A 16,702-nucleotide genomic window follows, 5' to 3' on the forward strand; every position below is an offset into this window, starting at 1 on the left:
CTCTATGCCCACCGTGGTGTGGTGCCCCGCATATGCAGCCTTATCCCCTCGCCGTTTTTCCTCGTGGTTTTTCCCGGCTGGTGGGGGCGGGACCCGGATCGGGTCCCGCCACCTCGCGCTTTCGTACGTGCCGGCTGCCTCAGTGCCCGGGGAGGAGCCCCTGGACGGCGGCGTTGGCGGCCGGCATCTCGGCGGGCCGCTCCTGCGGGTCCAGGAGGCCGCTCAGCGGCACGACGGAGGGCAGGTTGGCGTTGCCGAGGTCGGTCGACGTGTCGGCGACGGCGGAACCGGCGGCGCCGAGGGAGCCCGCGAGGGCGAGACCGGTCAGGGCTGCGGTGAGCATCTTCTTCATGCCCCGACCAACGAGCGGAACCCTGTCCGGGTGGCGCCGCCTCACGGGTGGCGTACGGCGCTCAGATCGCCACGCCCGCCGGCTGCCGCACCGTCACGTTGAGCCGGTTGAACAGGTTCGTCAGGCTCACCATCAGGACGATCGCGGCGAGCTGCTTCTCGTCGAAGTGGTCGGCCGCCGCGTCCCACACCGGGTCCGGCACGGCGTCCGCGGTGTCCGCGATCCGCGTCGCGTGCTCGGCGAGCGCCAGCGCGGCCCGCTCCTCGTCGGAGAAGTACGGCGTCTCGCGCCAGGCGGCCACGGCGAACAGCTTCTCGTCGCTCACCCCGGCCTTCCGGGCGCTCTTCGCGCCGTAGTCGACGCAGAAGCCACAGCCGTTGATCTGGCTGGCCCGCAGGTGCACGAGCTCCAGGATCGACTCGTCGACGCCGCCCTGACGGGTGGCCTTCACCAGCCCCTGGATGGCGGCTCCGGCGTCGGGGAGGACGTAGGCGGGGTTGGTCATGCGGGGGGTGATCTCGTGCGCGTGCTTCTGCATGGCGGTCGCTCCTTCGGCGGTCCGTGGTGCCGTTGCCGGTGCTGTTCTCGTTGCCTTCACCGCACTGACGGACCGCGCGACACGGATGTGACACGACCGGGGAAAAATCTTCAGGACGCCGGTTCGGCGATCAGCGCCGTGCCGACCGTGCGGAAGCCGAGCCGCCCGTAGAGCCGGGCCACGCTCTCGTCCGTCGCCGACAGGAACACGGTCTCCACCCCGCGCGCCCGCGCGTCGGCGACGAGCGCGGCGGTCACGGCGAGGCCGAGCCCGCGTCGCCGGGCGGCCGGCAGGGTGCCGACCCCGACGACCTCCGCGACCGCGCCGACCGGCTGGTACTGCCCGGCCGACAAGGCGGTGCCGTCCGCGTCCACGGCGGCCGCCAGCCGGGTGAGCCCGGCCCCGATCCTGGCGGCCAGCGCGGCGGCGGCCCCGGGGGCCGGGGCGACCCCGAAGGCCGCGTACGGGACGGCGGCGGCCGACGCCAGCGCCGGGTCGCCGGCGCCCACGATCCGCACGGCGACGTCCTCGGGCGCCACGACCGCGGAGGGCTCCCCCTCAAGAACCATCAGCGGGTGCTCGTGGACCACGAGCCCGCTCTTCTCGACGGCCGCCCGCAGCCCCGGCGTGGTCTCCGCCACCCACTCGAACGCTTCGGGTACCCCCAACTCCCGCTGCTGCACCCGCACCCGCTCCACGTCGTCGACCTTCACGCCCCCGGCGTGCCCGAGCGTCGGCCGCGCGTAGTACGGCCACCCCTCACCCTCCCGCACGAACAGGGTCAGCGCCCCGAACTCCTGGGCACGGGCGGCGGATCGGGGGACGGCGTCGTAGTACGTCTCAAGGCGGTTCAGCATGACCGCCATCCAAGCAGCCGAGCCCCGGGCCCGCCGCCGGATTACCCCGTCCTGCGCGGGAGGCCCGCGCGTACCCGTGCACGACGACGAGCCGTCGCGTCCGGGGTCACTCGAGCGGTAGCGCCTGGTGGGCGGCGACGATGGCGTCGATGCGCGCGGCGAGGTCGAAGTCGGCTTCGGTCAGCCGGTAGTCGGCATCGTGCGTGGTGATCGTCGCCCGCAGGTGATCCATCCGCAGATCCAGATCCGCGTGGTGCTGCACCCGCCGCGACCTGTCCGCGATCGTCACGATCGCCGCCACCGCGGCGTGGTACCGGATCGGGTACGTACGGGTGATCTCGTCACCCTGCCGCTCCCAGCCCGGCAGCGCGGCGAGCCGCTCCGTGATCTCCTCGTCCGACAGCGGCGCGGGCACACCCATCGTCAGCTCCCCTCGGTGACAGGCGCGAGCACCTCCGCGAGGTCCCGCCCGACCGGGCATCCTGCCACGGCCGCATGGCCCGCTCCAGAGTGGCCAACTCCCGCCGCATCCGGGCCGACCGCGTCTCCACCGCGATCTCCCTCCCGCTGATGCGACCGGCCATAGCCCACTTTGAGCCCCGGGTGCGTCAACACCCGAGGGCTCCGTTCTCGATCACACAACAAAGGCCTTGCCCTCTACTCTGGCAGGTGTCGAGTCTGTTCAGGGAAGGGGCAAGGCCGTGTCACCTGACGCTACCCCGGACCCGTACGCCAACCCGATGGCGTTCGGGCAGAGAATGCAGATGCTCCGCGAACGCCGAGGCATGACCCGCCAGGAACTCGCCGGCCTCCTCGGCGAGACGCAGCACTGGGTGAAGAACCTGGAGTCCGGGCGGACCCAGGCGCCGAGCGTGGAGACCGTGTACCGCATCGCTGAGACTCTCCGTGTGCGCGACCTCGCTGACCTCACAGGACGCCCCGACATGCAGTTCGATCTCTTCATCGGCCCCGGACACCCGCGCCTTGCCGCCGTTCGGGAGGCCGTCGACTCCTTCGGCCTCGCCAGCTCTCAGCAGGCGCCGTCTGCCGCCCATATCGCCGCCAGGATCCGCCGCGCGTGGTCCGCGCGCCACTCTGCTCCGAACCACCGTGAGGTCGTAGGCGAGTTGCTGCCCGGCCTGATCCGCGATGCACAGCTGGCAGTGAAGCAGGCACAAGCGCCCGCCGACTGGCGTGCCGCGCAGGCGGTCTTGGCGGAGGTGTACTCGCTGGCGCAGTTCTTTCTCGCCTACCAGCCCGACAGCAGCCTCCTCTGGAGGGCGGCCGAGCGGAGCATGGTCGCGGCTCAGCAGTCCGACGACCCGCACACCGTCGGAGTCTCCGCGTGGCTTCTCACCCAGGCTCACCGCGATTCCGGCCGGTCGCACTACGACGCCGCCGATGCTGTGAACCGGCAGGCTCTCGCCCTACTGGAACCGCTCCTGGCGGACGCCGGGAACGATGTCCTCGCCATCGCGGGCGCCTTGCAGTTCGAGGCCGGATACACCGCAGCACGGCGCGGCGAGACTGCCACGGCGTGGCGGTACTGGGACACGGCACGGAGCATGGCCAGTCGTCTCCCGGAGGACTACTTCCATCCCGTGACGAGCTTCTCCCGGGCCATCATGGGTGCCCACGCCGTCACTGTGGCCGTCGAGTTGCACTCGGGTTCTGAGTCCGTACGGCAGGCTGCGCGCTCGGAGGCGAACACGATCCCGTCCCGGCCGCGCCGGGCCCGACACCGGATCGAGCAGGCGCGCGGCTACCACCTCGATGGGCAGCCCGAGGCCGCGATCGCCACGTTGAACCTGGCGTACGAGGCGGCGCCGGAGACGATTCGGTACAACGGCTACGCCCGGACCATCGTTCTGGAGCAGGCCGAATCGAAGGTGACCGCGCGCCGCCGCCGCGCCTCCGAGCTGGCGGTGAAGATCGGCCTGCTCGCGGCCTGAGAAGGGGTGCAGATTCTGCACCTCTACCCGCACCGGCCACCCCTACCGTCGCTGTTACCGCAGTTCATCGACGGTAGGGAGCGGCCATGCGCGAGCAGATCCAGCACGACGGAGCAGACCGGCCCATCCCTGGGCGGAGCGTCGAGGTCGAGTTCGCGGGCATTCTTCTCCAGGCGTGCGACGCGTTCGAGGAACAGGCCGAGGCGGTCGCCGAGCGGGACATCGCCGAGGCTCTCGGTCTGAGGCACCACCCCGGCGACATCGCCCTCGCCCAACTCACTGACCGGCTGCTGTCCCGCTGTGACGGCCTGTCCGGCGGGATCGAGGGCATCCCGGTGGCCGAGCGGACGCCGCGTGCGGCCGGGGTCCTGGAGACCTGGGAGAAGCTCAAGGCGGATGGCCCGGGGGACGGGCCACTCGGCACATGGTCGTACACCCGGCACCTTGCGCTGACGGGCCGGGACATGGTCCGCGCCCTCCAGGAGCGCCGCGCCGCGCACAGCCAGTCGCTCCCGGCGTTCTTCGGTCGGGGCGAGCTGCCGCCCATCCCGCCCGACGGCGCCCAGTGAGCGAGTGGCAGCGGCAGGCCCTGTACTGCCTGGTCGCCCTCGCCGCTCTCGTCGCGATCGTGCCCGGCATCACCCAGTAGACCCCGGTCCGGATCGCTCTCCCTGGCAGGAACCCGATCCGGACCGTCCCTGCTCGCGCGGTTCGATGACGAAGCGGAGGAATTCTTCGACGCCATCGCCGGGCGCCTGGCAGAACTCCGCCAGGCTGAGCCCGTCTGGCAACGGGCTCGTTGAAGCAGCCCCGGTCGGCTCGTTCCCCGGTCAGAGGCCACCGCCCAGCTCGGCCAGGAGCGGGCCGTCCCCGGGTGGCTGAGAGGATGGGGCCATGACCGAGATCCTCACCCCCCGCCTTCTCCTGCGTCGCTGGACCGACGACGACCTCGTGCCCATGGCCGAGATCAACGCCGACCCCGAGGTGATGCGGTGGATCCGCGACGGGTCCGTGCGGGATCTGGAGGGGACCGCCGAGGACATCGAGCGGTGGGAGGAGGAGTGGGACGACGAGGGGTTCGGGCTCTTCGCCGTCGAGCTGCTCGGTTCCGGTGAGCTGATCGGCTTCGCCGGGCTCTCCGTGCCCCGGTTCCTGCCCGAGCTGGCGCACGAGGTGGAGATCGGCTGGCGGCTCGGGCGGCCGTTCTGGGGGCAGGGGTACGCCTCCGAGGCCGCGCACGCGGTCCTGGAGTGGGCGCTCCAGGACCGGGGCCTCGACCGGGTGATCTCCATCGCCCACATCTCCAACACGGCCTCCGAGAACGTCATGCGCAAGCTCGGCATGGTCCCGGAGCGCGAGATCGAGCACCCGGCCTTCGGTACCCCGCTGCGCGTGCACGCCATCGACCTCAGCGAGTACCAGGCCTGACTAGCGGGTGGCCTCCAGGAACACCGGGTTCGTGAAGGCCACCAGCGCGCCCGGCAGGGGCGGCAGCGTCGCCGGGTGCCGTACCTCCGCCCGTACGTAGGAGGCGTACGCGGCCGTCGTCGCCCACTCCACCCGCTGCCCCGCCGCCTCGGGCACCGGCGCCGTGTGCAGCACGCCCTGGTCCGTGACGAAGCGGACCGTGGCGCCCGCCGGTGCGCCGGTCACCGCGAGCCGGGCCGTCACGGCCCGGTCCGCCGGTACGCGCAGCCGTTCGCCGATCCCGGCCGTACGCCCCCGGCCGTCCGCGACCGAGAAGTCCAGCGAGACCGCCGAGGACTCGGCGACGTACGAACGGCCCGCGCGCAGCCCGGCCAGGATCGCCTCCCGGCTCAGCTCGTCCGCCAGGACCACGGTCTGCGGGGTGCCGACCCGGTCCGGATCGCGGTGGGCGTCGCTGTTGCCCATCGCGGGGGTCCAGCGGCCCTTCGCGAGCGCCGCGTCCCAGCCGGCCAGGGACACCTCGTCGTCCGGGGTGTACGGCCCGTTCCACACCTCGACCGCGTCCGCGTCGCCGAAGCCGAACTTCCAGTTGCATCCGATGCAGGTGGCGTGCGGGTGCGCCGGGACGACCAGCCCGCCCGCCCGGCGGATCGCCCGCGCGAAGTGCCCGAAACGGTTCTCCCGCGCCCGGTAGCGCCAGTCCACGAACGTGCCGGGCGCGGTGCCGAGCGCCAGGACGTGACCGTTGCGGGTGGTGATCTCCTCGCCGAGCAGGATCAGCAGGTCGTCCCCGGCGAGTTCCGCCCACGCGCCGTGCCCGGCATGGGTGTTGTGCTCGGTGGTGGTGAGGAAGTCGAGCCCGGCGGCGCGCGCGAGCGCGGCGACCTCGGCGGGCGTGCGGCGGCCGTCCGAGTACACCGTGTGCAGATGGCTGTCGCCCCGGTACCAGGCCCTGCCGCGGCCCTTCGCCCGCTCCGGCGGGTACACGGGCCGGACGGCGGGCGCGGAGGCGCCGAAGCGGAGGGTGATCGTCACGGAGTACGTGAGCCCCTGCGGCGCCACCGTGTACGGGGCGAGCACCACGAACCAGGTCCCGGACTTCAGCGGACCGGGGACGTAGCCGGGCGTGGCCTCGTCGGTGCGCAGGAAGAACTCCTTGCGCGCCCCGCCGGACCAGCCACGGAACCCCTCCCCGCCGAGTTCGGTGCCGCGCTGGTCGAAGATGCCGATGTCCAGGGCGTTGCCCTGCGTCCCGGCGGGGACGGCCGGCCGGTCGTAGCCGTACGCGACGTGGATCTCGCGGACGCCGCGCGGGACCTCGACCGGCAGGTAGACGTAGTCGGGGGAGCCGGGCGGCAGCGTGCCGCCGACCGTCTCGGTGCGGTCGCCGCCAGGCGGGTCACCGGGGGTGTCGGCCGCGTGGGCGAAGCTCACGCTTCCCAAGGTAACGGCGGAGGCGACGCTCGTCGTCAGGAGCGTTCGTCGGGTCGGTTCGCTCATGTCCGGCACCCTCGTAGTAGGCCGTGAACTCCCGGACAACACAAGAAGCCTGACGCGTCGCACCTCTCGGAAATCCCCGCCCCACCCCCTACCGTGCCGCTATGCGGATCTCGACCACGATCTTCCTGACCGACGAGACCATCACGCCGGTGCGCCTCGCGCGCGAGCTGGAGCAGCGCGGCTTCGCCGGCCTCTACCTCCCCGAGCACACCCACATCCCGGTCGAACGGACCACGCCGTACCCGGCCGCGGGCGACGAACTGCCCCCGGAGTACGGCCGTACGCTCGACCCCCTCGTCGCCCTCGGCCAGGCCTCCGCCGTCACCGAGCGGCTCCTCCTCGGCACCGGCGTCACGCTGATCACCGAGCACGACCCGATCGGCCTGGCCAAGCAGGTCGCCACCCTCGACCACCTCTCGGGCGGCCGCTTCACCCTCGGTGTCGGCTTCGGCTGGAACAAGGAGGAGGCCGCCGACCACGGCGTGGAGTGGGCGACGCGGCGCGAGCTGAGCCGGGAGCGGATGCGGGTGATGCGCGCCCTGTGGGCCGCTGAACCGACCGCGTACGAGGGTGAGTTCGGTGTCTCGGTCCGGGCGTCGTACGCGTACCCCAAGCCGGCCGGGGGCGCCCCGCGCGTCCTGCTCGGCGGGGCGGCGGGCCCGAAGCTCTTCGCGCACATCACGGAGTACGGGGACGGCTGGATGCCGATCGGCGGGCGCGGCCTGACGCAGTCGATGCCGGCGCTCCAGGAGGCCTGGGAGCGCGCGGGCCGCGACCCGAAGTCCCTCCAGGTCGTCCCGTACGGGGTCCTGCCGAACCCGGGCAAGCTCGCGCACTACGCGGATCTCGGCTGCGAGGAGGTCGTGCTGCAGCTGCCGCCGGGGGGTGAGGAGGAGGTCCTGAGGGTGCTGGACGAGTACGCCCAGTACGTCTAGGGCCTGTCCGGCGGATCAGGGCCGGATAGGCCCTAGGGGTTCAGGTGAGGGTCGGGGGCTCCAGGTGCCGGACCGCGTCGTCGCCCTTGGCGCCGGCGGGGTCGTAGGCGCAGGACATGGCCGTGAAGCCGTCGAGGGTCTGCCAGTGGGACCACCATCTGACGACGATCCGCTCGGAGTCGGGGTCGTCCGCGTCCCGCTCGGCCCGCAGGGTCCGGGCGTCGCCGCTCTCGTCGAAGGAGGTGACGTCCCAGCCGGCCTTCTCGACATGGTCGCGGAGCCGGCGCAGCGCGGGCATGCCCTCCTGCTCGGAGACGTCGGCGATCCGCCAGTTGTGCCCGAGTCGGTAGGCGCCCTTCACGGGCTCGTCGGCGATGGACTCCAGGCCGGTGGGGTAGCAGACCTCGGCGGAGATCGTGTTCTCGGCCGCGCGGTTGCCCCCGTCCGACCCGGTCGGCGGCAGCGCGCCGCCGATCCCCGCGACGTCGTACAGCTCCTGCGTCCGCGCGGCGGCCCGCTGGACCATCACCTCCGGGGCCACCTCGGGGTACCCCTCGTCGGTCCCCCGCTCGACGGTGTACACGACGACGAGCCCGACGACGAGCAGCACGGGCAGCGAGACGGCCGCGAGCCCCACGAAGAGGGCCGCCCGCAGGGCGCGCCTCAGCGGCGAGGGCGTCTCGGTCACGTCGTCCATCAGCTCGTCGTTCGTCATGCCGGTGACGCTAGGCCGCGCCGGAGCGGTCGGGTATCCGCGCGGCGGCTCAGGTGGGGTGGGGGTGGGTACTCAGTCGCCTGGCACGCACGACCCCCTCGACTTCGGAATACATTCCGAAGTGTGGTCGCGGCATGGTGACCACGACTGTCACGTTCTCCGAACTCTCCAAGAACTCGAAGCGAGTCGCCGAGACACTGGACACGGCGCATCGCCTGCTCGTCACGCGACGGGACGGACAGGACCTCTACCTCACCACGGCCCGGCACGACCAGGAGCGGGAGGAGACGGCCGAGATCACCGCCCGCCTGCTCGCCGGGCTCCTCACGGCCGACGACGGCGCTCGAACCATAGGGCGAGCGCTCCCCGCGGTCTTTCCCTGGGTGAGGCACCTCTCCGCCGACGAACTCAGGGAGTTCGTCCAGGAACTGGTCGACGCGACGTACGACGCCGCGCAGTTGGACGTCCACGCGAACCTGCACCGGACGATCGTGGAATGGCGCGCCACGGCGCGCATCCTCGCCGACCCGGCGCTGACGGAGAAGCTCACGCGAGCGCTCCCCGACGAGGATCACGGCGAGGTGTCCGCTCCGTGAGCCCGAAGCGGGGGGACGGCCTCGCCGAACTGGTCGCGGCGAACGAGGAGATCCACGGCCCGCTGACCTCCGAGGAGGTCGCCGCGGCGCGTGCGGAGCTGCGGGATGCCCGCCGCCGCGCCGCCGGGGCGGGGCGGGCCCCCTCCCGGCGGGATGGCAAGGCGGTCGTCGAGGAGGTCTCCTGTCCGCGCGAGGTCACTCGTATGCTCGGTCCATGACGGATCAGCAGCCGGGACAGGCAGGTCGCCCCACCGAGAACGCCATGCGCCGTGCCCTCAGGCGGGCCAGGGACGGGGTGGCCCTCGACGTCGGTGAGGCCGCCGTGCTGCTCCAGGCGCGGGGCGCCGACCTCGACGACCTCACCGCCTCCGCCGCGCGCGTACGGGACGCCGGGCTGGAGGCCGCCGGGCGGCCCGGGGTCATCACCTACTCCAAGAGCGTGTTCATCCCGCTCACCCGGCTCTGCCGGGACACGTGTCACTACTGCACCTTCGTCACCGTCCCCGGCAAGCTGCGCCGCGCCGGGCACGGGATGTTCATGTCCCCCGACGAGGTCCTCGACATCGCGCGCCGCGGCGCCGAACTCGGCTGCAAGGAAGCCCTCATCACCCTCGGCGACAAGCCCGAGGCCCGCTGGCCCGAGGCCCGCGAGTGGCTCGACGCGCACGGCTACGACGACACCCTCGCCTACGTACGGGCCATGGCGATCCGGATCCTGGAGGAGACCGGACTGCTGCCGCACCTCAACCCCGGCGTCATGTCCTGGACGGACTTCCAGCGGCTCAAGCCCGTCGCTCCGTCCATGGGCATGATGCTGGAGACCACCGCGACCCGCCTCTGGTCCGAGCCCGGCGGCCCGCACTACGGCTCGCCCGACAAGGAGCCCGCCGTCCGGCTGCGGGTCCTGGAGGACGCCGGACGCTCGTCCGTCCCCTTCACTTCCGGGCTGCTCATCGGCATCGGCGAGACGTACGAGGAACGGGCCGAGTCCCTCTTCGCGCTGCGCCGTGTCGCCCGCGCCTACCACTCCATCCAGGAGCTGATCATCCAGAACTTCCGCGCCAAGCCGGACACGGCGATGCGCGGCATGCCCGACGCCGAACTCGACGACCTGATCGCCACGATCGCCGTCGCCCGGCACATCATGGGCCCCTCCGCCTGCCTGCAGGCCCCGCCGAACCTCGTCGACGAGGAGTACGGCCGGCTCATCGGTGCCGGCATCGACGACTGGGGCGGGGTCTCCCCGCTCACCATCGACCACGTCAACCCGGAGCGGCCCTGGCCGCAGATCGACACCCTCGCCGAGAAGTCCCGTACGGCCGGCTTCGAGCTGCGCGAACGTCTCTGCGTCTACCCGGAGTTCGTCGGCCGCGGCGAGCCCTGGCTCGACCCGCGTCTGCTGCCGCACGTGCGCGCGCTCGCCGACCCCGAGACGGGCCTCGCGAATCCGGACGCCACCGTCCGCGGCCTGCCCTGGCAGGAGCCCGACGAGGCGTTCACCGCGGCGGGCCGCACCGACCTGCACCGCACCATCGACACCACCGGCCGCACCCACGACCGCCGCGACGACTTCGACGAGGTCTACGGCGACTGGGACGCCCTGCGCGAGGCCGCGGCCCCCGGGATGGTGCCGCAGCGCATCGACACGGACGTACGGGCCGCCCTCGCCACGGCCGCCGACGACCCGACGAAGCTCACCGACGACGAGGCCCTCGCGCTGCTGCACGCCGACGGCCCCGCGCTCGACGCGCTGACCCGGATCGCCGACGACGTACGGAAGTCGGTGGTCGGCGACGACGTCACGTACATCGTCACGCGGAACATCAACTTCACCAACGTCTGCTACACCGGCTGCCGTTTCTGCGCCTTCGCCCAGCGCCGCACGGACGCCGACGCCTACACCCTCTCCCTCGACCAGGTCGCCGACCGCGCCCAGCAGGCGTGGGAGGTCGGCGCGGTCGAGGTGTGCATGCAGGGCGGCATCCACCCGGACCTGCCGGGCACTGCGTACTTCGACATCGCGCGGGCCGTGAAGGAACGCGTACCGGGCATGCACGTGCACGCCTTCTCCCCGATGGAGGTCGTCAACGGCGCCACCCGGACCGGGCTTTCGATCCGCGAGTGGCTGACGGCCGCGAAGGAGGCCGGGCTCGACTCGATCCCCGGCACGGCCGCGGAGATCCTCGACGACGAGGTCCGCTGGGTCCTCACCAAGGGCAAGCTGCCGACGGCCACCTGGATCGAGGTGATCAAGACCGCCCACGAACTGGGCATCCGCTCCTCGTCCACGATGATGTACGGCCACGTGGACCAGCCCCGGCACTGGCTCGGCCACTTCCGGACGCTCGCGGCCATCCAGCAGGAGACCGGCGGCTTCACGGAGTTCGTGACGCTCCCCTTCATCCACACCAACGCCCCCGTCTACCTCGCGGGCATCTCCCGCCCCGGCCCGACGGTCCGCGACAACCGCGCGGTCACGGCGATGGCCCGGTTGCTTCTGCACCCGCACATCCCCAACATCCAGACCAGCTGGGTGAAGCTGGGCGCGGACGGCGCCGCCGAGATGCTCCGCTCGGGCGCCAACGACCTGGGCGGCACGCTCATGGAGGAGACCATCTCCCGTATGGCGGGCTCCGGTTACGGCTCGTACCGCTCGATCCGCGACCTCACCGCCATCGCGGACGCGGCCGGACGACCGTCCCGTCCGCGGACGACGCTCTACGGCGAGGTGCCGGAGGAACGACAGCGGGCGGCCATGGCCTCGGACGGGCACCTGCCGGAGCTGCTGCCGGTGCTGGGGGACTGAACGACCACGTCCGGCGTGCCGGTCAGGGCGAGGACGGTCGCCCTGACCACGGCGGGACGGGTCAGCCGACCAGCAGCTCCCGCTTGAGTTCCTTCAGCTCTCGGGCGTCGATGCCGAGGCCCTGCTTCAGGTACGAGCGGAACGAGCCGTACTCCTCGTCCACCTCGGCGAAGCTCGCGTTGAGGTACTCGGGGCGCACGTCGAGCAGCGGCTTGTAGACCGCGGCCTGCTGCGGGGGAAGGTGGGACAGGATCGCCTCGTTGGCGGCCGCCCGGTAGGTGTTGCTGGCGAGGTAGTCGGCCATCACCGTCTCCTCGGGGACCCCGAGGGCGGTGAGCAGGGCCGCGTTGTTCCAGCCCGTGCGGTCCTTGCCGGCCGTGCAGTGGAAGAGGACGCCGTGCCGGCGCTCGTCCGCGATGCCCTCGAAGACCGTGGTGTACGCGGCCCTGGCCGTGTCACCGCTCACCATGAAGCGGTTGCCCTCGACCATCATCGCCTCGGCCTCGGCCGGGGTCCTGGGCATGGCGCCGAACGTGGGCGTGCCCGCGAGCACGTCGGCGACGACGTAGCCGGCGCCGGCCGGGACGCGGTCGGGGTCCTTGTCGCGCTCGCTCTGCATGCGCAGGTCGAAGACGGTCCTGATGCCGAGACGCCTCAGCTTGGCGAGGTCGTCCGCGGTCAGCCGGTCGAGGGCGTCGGACCGGTAGATCTCGCCCATCTTGACCCAGTGGCCGTCGGCGGTGCGGTAGCCGCCGGCGTCACGGAAGTTGACCGCGCCCTGGAGCCTGATCTGCCGGTCGGCCAGGCGCAGCGAGGTGCCCCGGTCGGGGACCAGGTCGAACCAGCGGCGGTCGACCGCGCGCAGGCCTTTGACGGTGACCTTGCCGGTGTCGCCGCCCCGGGCGACCGTGCGGCCCTCGGTGCGGATCTTCACACCGTGGGTGCCGCGGGCGGACCAGGCGATCGTGAAGCTGCCGTCGGCGTTCTCGGTGACGGTGGCGGAGGTGAAGGGGACGGAGGACTGCTCCCGGTGGGAGGACTGCTCCCGGTGGGAGGAGTGCCCGCCATGGGTGTGCCGGGAGTCGTGGGCGACGGCGGCCGGGGCGGTGACGCCCAGGACGAGCGCGGCGGCGACGACCGCGTAGGTGGAGGTCTTGAAACGTGTCACGCGGCGGATCGTTCAAGTCGCGACGGAACTTCCGGTGAACTGCGGTCGAAGATGGACAGAAAGGCATCCGATCGCAAAACGTTCTGCCTCGCGAACGTGCGAACCCGGTCCATTACAGTGCTGCGAGACCTGTGCGACCGAGGGCTTTCCGGGGGAGGGCACACCGTGACCACCAGCGCCGCGGCCGTGTGGGGCCGCGCCGAACAGCAGGACTTCCGCGCACGGGTACGGGGCTGTCTCCTCGGCGGGGCGATCGGCGACGCCTTCGGCGCGGGCGTCGCGCCGCTCCCGCTGGACGCGATCAGGGCCGCCCACGGACCGGAGGGGCTGACCGAGCCCGTCCCCGCCCACGGCAGGCGCGGCGCGGTCACCGCCGCCACCCAGATGACCCTGTTCACCGTCGACGGCCTGATCCGCGCCCAGGTCCGGCGCGACACCGGCGCCTGGCATCCGCCCACCGACGTGCACCGCGCCCATCTGCGCTGGGCGGCCACCCAGCGCGACTGGGGTCCGGACGAGCGCCGCAAGGACAACGGCTGGCTCGCCCGCGAGGAGTGGCTCTACGCCCGCCGCGACCCCGCCCGCGCCTGCCTCACCGGCCTCGGCGACGAGCACCTGGGCACCCTGGACAAGCCCAAGAACCCCGGCGCGACGGACTCCGGGGCGCTCGTCCGCTCGGCGCCCTTCGGGCTGCTCGTCGGCTGGGAGCCCCAACTGGTCTGCCAGTTGGCCGTCGAGTGCGCGGCACAGACCCACGGCGACCCGGCCGCCTACCTCGCGGCCGGCGCGCTCGCCGTCGTCGTGCACGGCCTGGCCCGCGGCGAGAGCGTGGACGGCTCGGTGCAGCGGGCCCTGGCCCAGCTCGCCCCGCGCCCCGGCCACCAGCCCGTCACCGACGCCCTGCAGCGGGCCCTGGGGGCCGTACGCCAGGGGATGCCGAACGCGGGCCGGGTCACCGACCTCGGCGCCGACGAGGACCGGGCGGAGGGCCAGCTCGCCGCGGCCGTCTACTGCGCGCTCGTCGGCGAGGACATCCGCCACGGCCTGCGCCTCGCGGTGAACCACGACGGCCCCTCGGCCGTCACGGGGGCCGTCACCGGCGCCCTCCTCGGCGCCCTGCACGGCGAGACGGCCCTCCCGCCGGCCTGGCTGGCCGAACTGGAGGGCCGCTCCACGGTGCTGGAACTCGCGGACGACTTCGCGATGGAGATGACCCAGGGCGCCGCCCTGCACAGCCCGGCCGACTCGCACCCGGGCTGGCTGGCCCGCTACCCGCGGGGCTGAGCCCCGGTCACGCCCGCGGCTGGGAGGCGGGCTCGCCCGAGGCCTGCGGAGGTACGGACGCGCCGTCCGCGCCCCCGTCGGGGTCCCGGTCGAGCCGGTCGAGGATCGCGTCGCGCTCGGGGGTGTCCTCGGGCCTGACGAAGCCGATGAGGATGTAGAGGACGAGCGAGGTCGCGAGCGGCGAGACGATCTGGATCTGGAGCTCGATGCCGTCCAGGCCGTAGTTGGTCAGCCAGAAGGCGAAGAGGCCCGCCGCCCAGGAGACCAGCGCCGCCGTCGGCCCGGACTTCCGGAAGGTCTTGAGCAGACCGAGCATGAACGGGATCGCGATCGGGCCCATCAGACCGGCCACCCACTTGATGACGACGGTGATGATGTCCTTGAAGGTCGGCGAGTTGACCTGGGTGGCGACCGCCATCGACAGCGCGAGGAAGGCGATCGTCGACCAGCGTGCCGCGAGCAGCCCGGCCGCCTGCGTCCAGCGCCGCGCAGCCTTGCTCATGACCGGGGCGATGTCCCGGGTGAAGACGGCCGCGATGGCGTTGGCGTCGGAGGAGCACATGGCCATGGTGTGGGAGAAGAAGCCGACGATGACCAGGCCGAGCAGGCCGTGCGGCAGCAGCTGCTCGGTCATCAGGGCGTAGCTGTCGGACGCGTCGGGCTGCTTCGGGTCGACCAGGAGCGGCGCGACCCACATCGGGAAGAAGAGGACGAGCGGCCAGACGAACCACAGCGCGGCGGAGAGCCGGCCGGAGCGGGTGGCCTCCCGGGCGTTGGGCGTGGCCATGTAGCGCTGGGCCTGGTTCCACATGCCGCCGCTGTACTCGAAGGTCTTGATGAAGAGGTACGCGAGCAGGAAGGTCAGGGTGTACGGGCCCGCGGTCGGCGCGGTGTGGCCCTGCAGCTCGGGCCGGTCCCACACCTCCCACAGCGCGCTGACGCCGCCGAGCTTGGCGAGCACGGCGACGAGCATCGCGATACCGGCGAAGAACTGGATGATGAGCTGGCCCAGTTCGGTGAGCGCGTCGGCCCACAGCCCGCCGACCGTGCAGTAGATGCCGGTGATGACACCGGTGATGAGGATGCCCTGGTTGAGGGAGATCCCGGTGAAGACGGAGAGCAGGGTCGCGATGGCGGCCCACTTGGCGCCCACGTCGACGATCTTCAGGAGTACGCCCGACCAGGCGAGCGCCTGCTGGGTGGGCAGGTTGTAGCGGTTCTTCAGGTACTCCAGCGGGGAGGCCACATGGAGCCGTGAGCGGAGCCGGTTGAGGCGGGGCGCGAAGAGGTGCGCGCCGATCGCGATGCCGATCGCGATCGGGAAGGACCAGGTGACGTACGAGGTGACGCCGTAGGTGTACGCGATGCCCGCGTACCCGGTGAACATCACCGCGCTGTAGCCGGACATGTGGTGGGAGATGCCCGAGAGCCACCAGGGCATCTTGCCGCCTGCGGTGAAGAAGTCGGAGACGTTGTCCACGCGCTTGTGGGACCAGACGCCGATCGCGACCATCACGCCGAAATAGCCGATGAGCACGGCCCAGTCGAGACTGTTCATTGAGCCCCCTCCAGGGGTCCGGTCCGCCTTGTGAACGCCGTTCATGGTGTGGGGAGTTGCGGGCGGACGACAACGCGCGGGAGGGTCAAGAGAAAGCAAAATCGTTCTTCTTGTTGACCTGTGTTCACATCTCTGAATGCGGATGGGGTCAAAAAGGGCCGCACGGTACGCCCTCGCGTCCCGTGCGGCCCCTGCGCCGCCCTCGTGCCGTGGTCCGGCGCTACCGCATCAGCTCGCCGGCGTTGACCAGCAGCGACTGGCCCGTGATCGCCCGCGCCCGGTCGGAGGCGAGGAAGGCCGCCGCCTCCGCCACGTCCCCGTCCGTCGCCAGCTCCGGCAGCGCCATCCGCTCGGTGAGCCGCCCGAGCACCTCGTCCTCCGGCACGCCCTCGGTGTGCGCCGTGAACGTCACGTACGCCTGGACCGGCGGGCCCCACATCCAGCCCGGCAGCACGGTGTTGACCCGGATCCGGTGCGGGCCGAGTTCCCGCGCCATCGAGTACATCGCCGAGGTCAGCGCCCCCTTCGAGGCCGCGTACGCCGCCTGCCGCACCTGCGAGGGCGCGGCCACCGCCGACTGCGTGCCGATGAGGACCACCGAGCCCCCGCGCTCCTTCAGGGCCGGCAGGCAGGCCCGGGTCATCCGCAGGGTGCCGAGCAGGTTGACGTCGAGAACGCCCTGCCAGGTGGCGAAGTCGGCGTCCTCGATCCCGCCGAAGTAGCTGTCCCAGGCGGCGACATGGACGACCGCGTCGATCCCGCCGAACCGCTCCACCGCGAGCGCGGCGAGCGCCTCGCACTGGGCCTCGTCGGTGATGTCGGTGGCGCGCAGGGCGGTGTGCCGGCCCTCCGGGTCGATCTCGGCCGCCGACTTGGCGAGGTTGGCCTCGGTGCGGGCGCCGAGGACCGCGTTGCCCCCGTCGCGTACGACGGTCTCGGCGACCCGGTGCCCGAGCCCGGCGCCGACCCCCGACACGATCACGGTCTTCCCCTGGAGCAGCATCCGGGTGCCT

At 72.2% G+C, this 16,702-nt stretch carries 17 protein-coding genes; 8 read left to right on the plus strand and 9 right to left on the minus strand.

The window, feature by feature from the left end; translation table 11 throughout:
* Nucleotides 1-139: 139 nt before the first annotated feature.
* The 4 genes from ACF09C_RS36425 to ACF09C_RS36440 all read right to left on the minus strand — a co-directional run bounded on the left by ACF09C_RS36425 (nucleotide 140) and on the right by ACF09C_RS36440 (nucleotide 2,168).
* Nucleotides 140-352, minus strand: a complete 213-nt coding sequence (locus ACF09C_RS36425) for a hypothetical protein (RefSeq protein ID WP_392097850.1) — start codon at nucleotides 350-352, stop codon at nucleotides 140-142.
* A gap of 61 nt (nucleotides 353-413) precedes the next feature.
* Complete coding sequence (locus tag ACF09C_RS36430) at nucleotides 414-890, minus strand: carboxymuconolactone decarboxylase family protein (RefSeq protein WP_392097852.1); 477 nt, start codon at nucleotides 888-890, stop codon at nucleotides 414-416.
* A 110-nt stretch (nucleotides 891-1,000) separates the two neighbouring features.
* Nucleotides 1,001-1,756 carry a GNAT family N-acetyltransferase gene (locus ACF09C_RS36435; protein WP_392097854.1) on the minus strand — a complete coding sequence of 252 codons (756 nt, stop codon included), beginning with the start codon at nucleotides 1,754-1,756 and terminating at the stop codon, nucleotides 1,001-1,003.
* A gap of 97 nt (nucleotides 1,757-1,853) precedes the next feature.
* On the minus strand, nucleotides 1,854-2,168 hold the full coding sequence (locus ACF09C_RS36440; RefSeq protein ID WP_392097855.1) for a 4a-hydroxytetrahydrobiopterin dehydratase: 315 nt from the start codon (nucleotides 2,166-2,168) through the stop codon (nucleotides 1,854-1,856).
* A 280-nt stretch (nucleotides 2,169-2,448) separates the two neighbouring features.
* Here ACF09C_RS36440 and ACF09C_RS36445 point away from each other — a divergent pair, with 280 nt between their 5' ends.
* The 3 genes from ACF09C_RS36445 (at nucleotide 2,449) to ACF09C_RS36455 (ending at nucleotide 5,127) form a co-directional block, all read left to right on the plus strand.
* Nucleotides 2,449-3,699, plus strand: coding sequence for a helix-turn-helix domain-containing protein (locus ACF09C_RS36445; protein WP_392097857.1), 1,251 nt, complete (start codon nucleotides 2,449-2,451; stop codon nucleotides 3,697-3,699).
* Between the two features lie 86 nt (nucleotides 3,700-3,785).
* On the plus strand, nucleotides 3,786-4,268 hold the full coding sequence (locus ACF09C_RS36450) for a hypothetical protein (protein ID WP_392097859.1): 483 nt from the start codon (nucleotides 3,786-3,788) through the stop codon (nucleotides 4,266-4,268).
* Nucleotides 4,269-4,593: 325 nt separating this feature from the next.
* Nucleotides 4,594-5,127, plus strand: coding sequence for a GNAT family N-acetyltransferase (locus ACF09C_RS36455; RefSeq protein WP_392097861.1), 534 nt, complete (start codon nucleotides 4,594-4,596; stop codon nucleotides 5,125-5,127).
* On the opposite strand, the gene ACF09C_RS36460 is transcribed toward ACF09C_RS36455, so the two are convergent.
* The gene (locus ACF09C_RS36460; RefSeq protein WP_392097863.1) at nucleotides 5,128-6,627 is read right to left on the minus strand and encodes a CehA/McbA family metallohydrolase; all 1,500 of its coding nucleotides are present in this window, start codon (nucleotides 6,625-6,627) and stop codon (nucleotides 5,128-5,130) included.
* 101 nt (nucleotides 6,628-6,728) lie between these two features.
* Between ACF09C_RS36460 and ACF09C_RS36465 the strand changes: the two genes are divergently transcribed.
* A complete protein-coding gene (locus ACF09C_RS36465; protein ID WP_392097864.1) occupies nucleotides 6,729-7,562 on the plus strand; it encodes an LLM class F420-dependent oxidoreductase in 834 nt (277 codons plus the stop codon).
* 40 nt (nucleotides 7,563-7,602) lie between these two features.
* On the opposite strand, the gene ACF09C_RS36470 is transcribed toward ACF09C_RS36465, so the two are convergent.
* Nucleotides 7,603-8,277, minus strand: a complete 675-nt coding sequence (locus ACF09C_RS36470) for a hypothetical protein (protein ID WP_392097866.1) — start codon at nucleotides 8,275-8,277, stop codon at nucleotides 7,603-7,605.
* 134 nt (nucleotides 8,278-8,411) lie between these two features.
* Here ACF09C_RS36470 and ACF09C_RS36475 point away from each other — a divergent pair, with 134 nt between their 5' ends.
* Genes ACF09C_RS36475 through ACF09C_RS36485 form a run of 3 tightly spaced genes read left to right on the plus strand, consistent with a single transcriptional unit; the run spans nucleotide 8,412 to nucleotide 11,679 of the window.
* Entirely contained in the window at nucleotides 8,412-8,873 is a 462-nt protein-coding gene (locus ACF09C_RS36475; protein ID WP_392097868.1) for a prevent-host-death family protein, read from the plus strand.
* Nucleotides 8,870-9,091 carry a hypothetical protein gene (locus ACF09C_RS36480; protein ID WP_392097870.1) on the plus strand — a complete coding sequence of 74 codons (222 nt, stop codon included), beginning with the start codon at nucleotides 8,870-8,872 and terminating at the stop codon, nucleotides 9,089-9,091. The genes ACF09C_RS36475 and ACF09C_RS36480 overlap by 4 nt, the downstream gene beginning before the upstream one ends.
* Complete coding sequence (locus tag ACF09C_RS36485; protein ID WP_392097872.1) at nucleotides 9,088-11,679, plus strand: bifunctional FO biosynthesis protein CofGH; 2,592 nt, start codon at nucleotides 9,088-9,090, stop codon at nucleotides 11,677-11,679. The genes ACF09C_RS36480 and ACF09C_RS36485 overlap by 4 nt, the downstream gene beginning before the upstream one ends.
* A 61-nt stretch (nucleotides 11,680-11,740) precedes the next feature.
* Here ACF09C_RS36485 and ACF09C_RS36490 read toward each other — a convergent pair whose 3' ends face one another.
* Nucleotides 11,741-12,847, minus strand: a complete 1,107-nt coding sequence (locus ACF09C_RS36490; RefSeq protein WP_392097874.1) for a tyrosine-protein phosphatase — start codon at nucleotides 12,845-12,847, stop codon at nucleotides 11,741-11,743.
* A gap of 165 nt (nucleotides 12,848-13,012) precedes the next feature.
* Here ACF09C_RS36490 and ACF09C_RS36495 point away from each other — a divergent pair, with 165 nt between their 5' ends.
* Nucleotides 13,013-14,131 carry an ADP-ribosylglycohydrolase family protein gene (locus ACF09C_RS36495; protein ID WP_392097876.1) on the plus strand — a complete coding sequence of 373 codons (1,119 nt, stop codon included), beginning with the start codon at nucleotides 13,013-13,015 and terminating at the stop codon, nucleotides 14,129-14,131.
* A gap of 7 nt (nucleotides 14,132-14,138) precedes the next feature.
* On the opposite strand, the gene ACF09C_RS36500 is transcribed toward ACF09C_RS36495, so the two are convergent.
* On the minus strand, nucleotides 14,139-15,689 hold the full coding sequence (locus tag ACF09C_RS36500) for a sodium:solute symporter family protein (protein WP_392097878.1): 1,551 nt from the start codon (nucleotides 15,687-15,689) through the stop codon (nucleotides 14,139-14,141).
* A gap of 220 nt (nucleotides 15,690-15,909) precedes the next feature.
* Entirely contained in the window at nucleotides 15,910-16,692 is a 783-nt protein-coding gene (locus ACF09C_RS36505) for an SDR family oxidoreductase (protein WP_392097879.1), read from the minus strand.
* Nucleotides 16,693-16,702 lie beyond the last annotated feature (10 nt).

The sequence above is a fragment of the Streptomyces sp. NPDC014870 genome (assembly GCF_043081505.1).
Classification (GTDB): domain Bacteria; phylum Actinomycetota; class Actinomycetes; order Streptomycetales; family Streptomycetaceae; genus Streptomyces.

What these genes read in the sequence shown, in the direction of transcription:
- ACF09C_RS36425 (WP_392097850.1), bottom strand. Translation starts at nt 352, where the DNA reads ATGAAGAAGATGCTCACCGCAGCCCTGACCGGTCTCGCCCTCGCGGGC.
- ACF09C_RS36430 (WP_392097852.1), bottom strand. Translation starts at nt 890, where the DNA reads ATGCAGAAGCACGCGCACGAGATCACCCCCCGCATGACCAACCCCGCC.
- ACF09C_RS36435 (WP_392097854.1), bottom strand. Translation starts at nt 1,756, where the DNA reads ATGGCGGTCATGCTGAACCGCCTTGAGACGTACTACGACGCCGTCCCC.
- ACF09C_RS36440 (WP_392097855.1), bottom strand. Translation starts at nt 2,168, where the DNA reads ATGGGTGTGCCCGCGCCGCTGTCGGACGAGGAGATCACGGAGCGGCTC.
- ACF09C_RS36450 (WP_392097859.1), top strand. Translation starts at nt 3,786, where the DNA reads ATGCGCGAGCAGATCCAGCACGACGGAGCAGACCGGCCCATCCCTGGG.
- ACF09C_RS36455 (WP_392097861.1), top strand. Translation starts at nt 4,594, where the DNA reads ATGACCGAGATCCTCACCCCCCGCCTTCTCCTGCGTCGCTGGACCGAC.
- ACF09C_RS36460 (WP_392097863.1), bottom strand. Translation starts at nt 6,627, where the DNA reads ATGAGCGAACCGACCCGACGAACGCTCCTGACGACGAGCGTCGCCTCC.
- ACF09C_RS36465 (WP_392097864.1), top strand. Translation starts at nt 6,729, where the DNA reads ATGCGGATCTCGACCACGATCTTCCTGACCGACGAGACCATCACGCCG.
- ACF09C_RS36470 (WP_392097866.1), bottom strand. Translation starts at nt 8,277, where the DNA reads ATGACGAACGACGAGCTGATGGACGACGTGACCGAGACGCCCTCGCCG.
- ACF09C_RS36475 (WP_392097868.1), top strand. Translation starts at nt 8,412, where the DNA reads ATGGTGACCACGACTGTCACGTTCTCCGAACTCTCCAAGAACTCGAAG.
- ACF09C_RS36485 (WP_392097872.1), top strand. Translation starts at nt 9,088, where the DNA reads ATGACGGATCAGCAGCCGGGACAGGCAGGTCGCCCCACCGAGAACGCC.
- ACF09C_RS36500 (WP_392097878.1), bottom strand. Translation starts at nt 15,689, where the DNA reads ATGAACAGTCTCGACTGGGCCGTGCTCATCGGCTATTTCGGCGTGATG.
- ACF09C_RS36505 (WP_392097879.1), bottom strand. Translation starts at nt 16,692, where the DNA reads ATGCTGCTCCAGGGGAAGACCGTGATCGTGTCGGGGGTCGGCGCCGGG.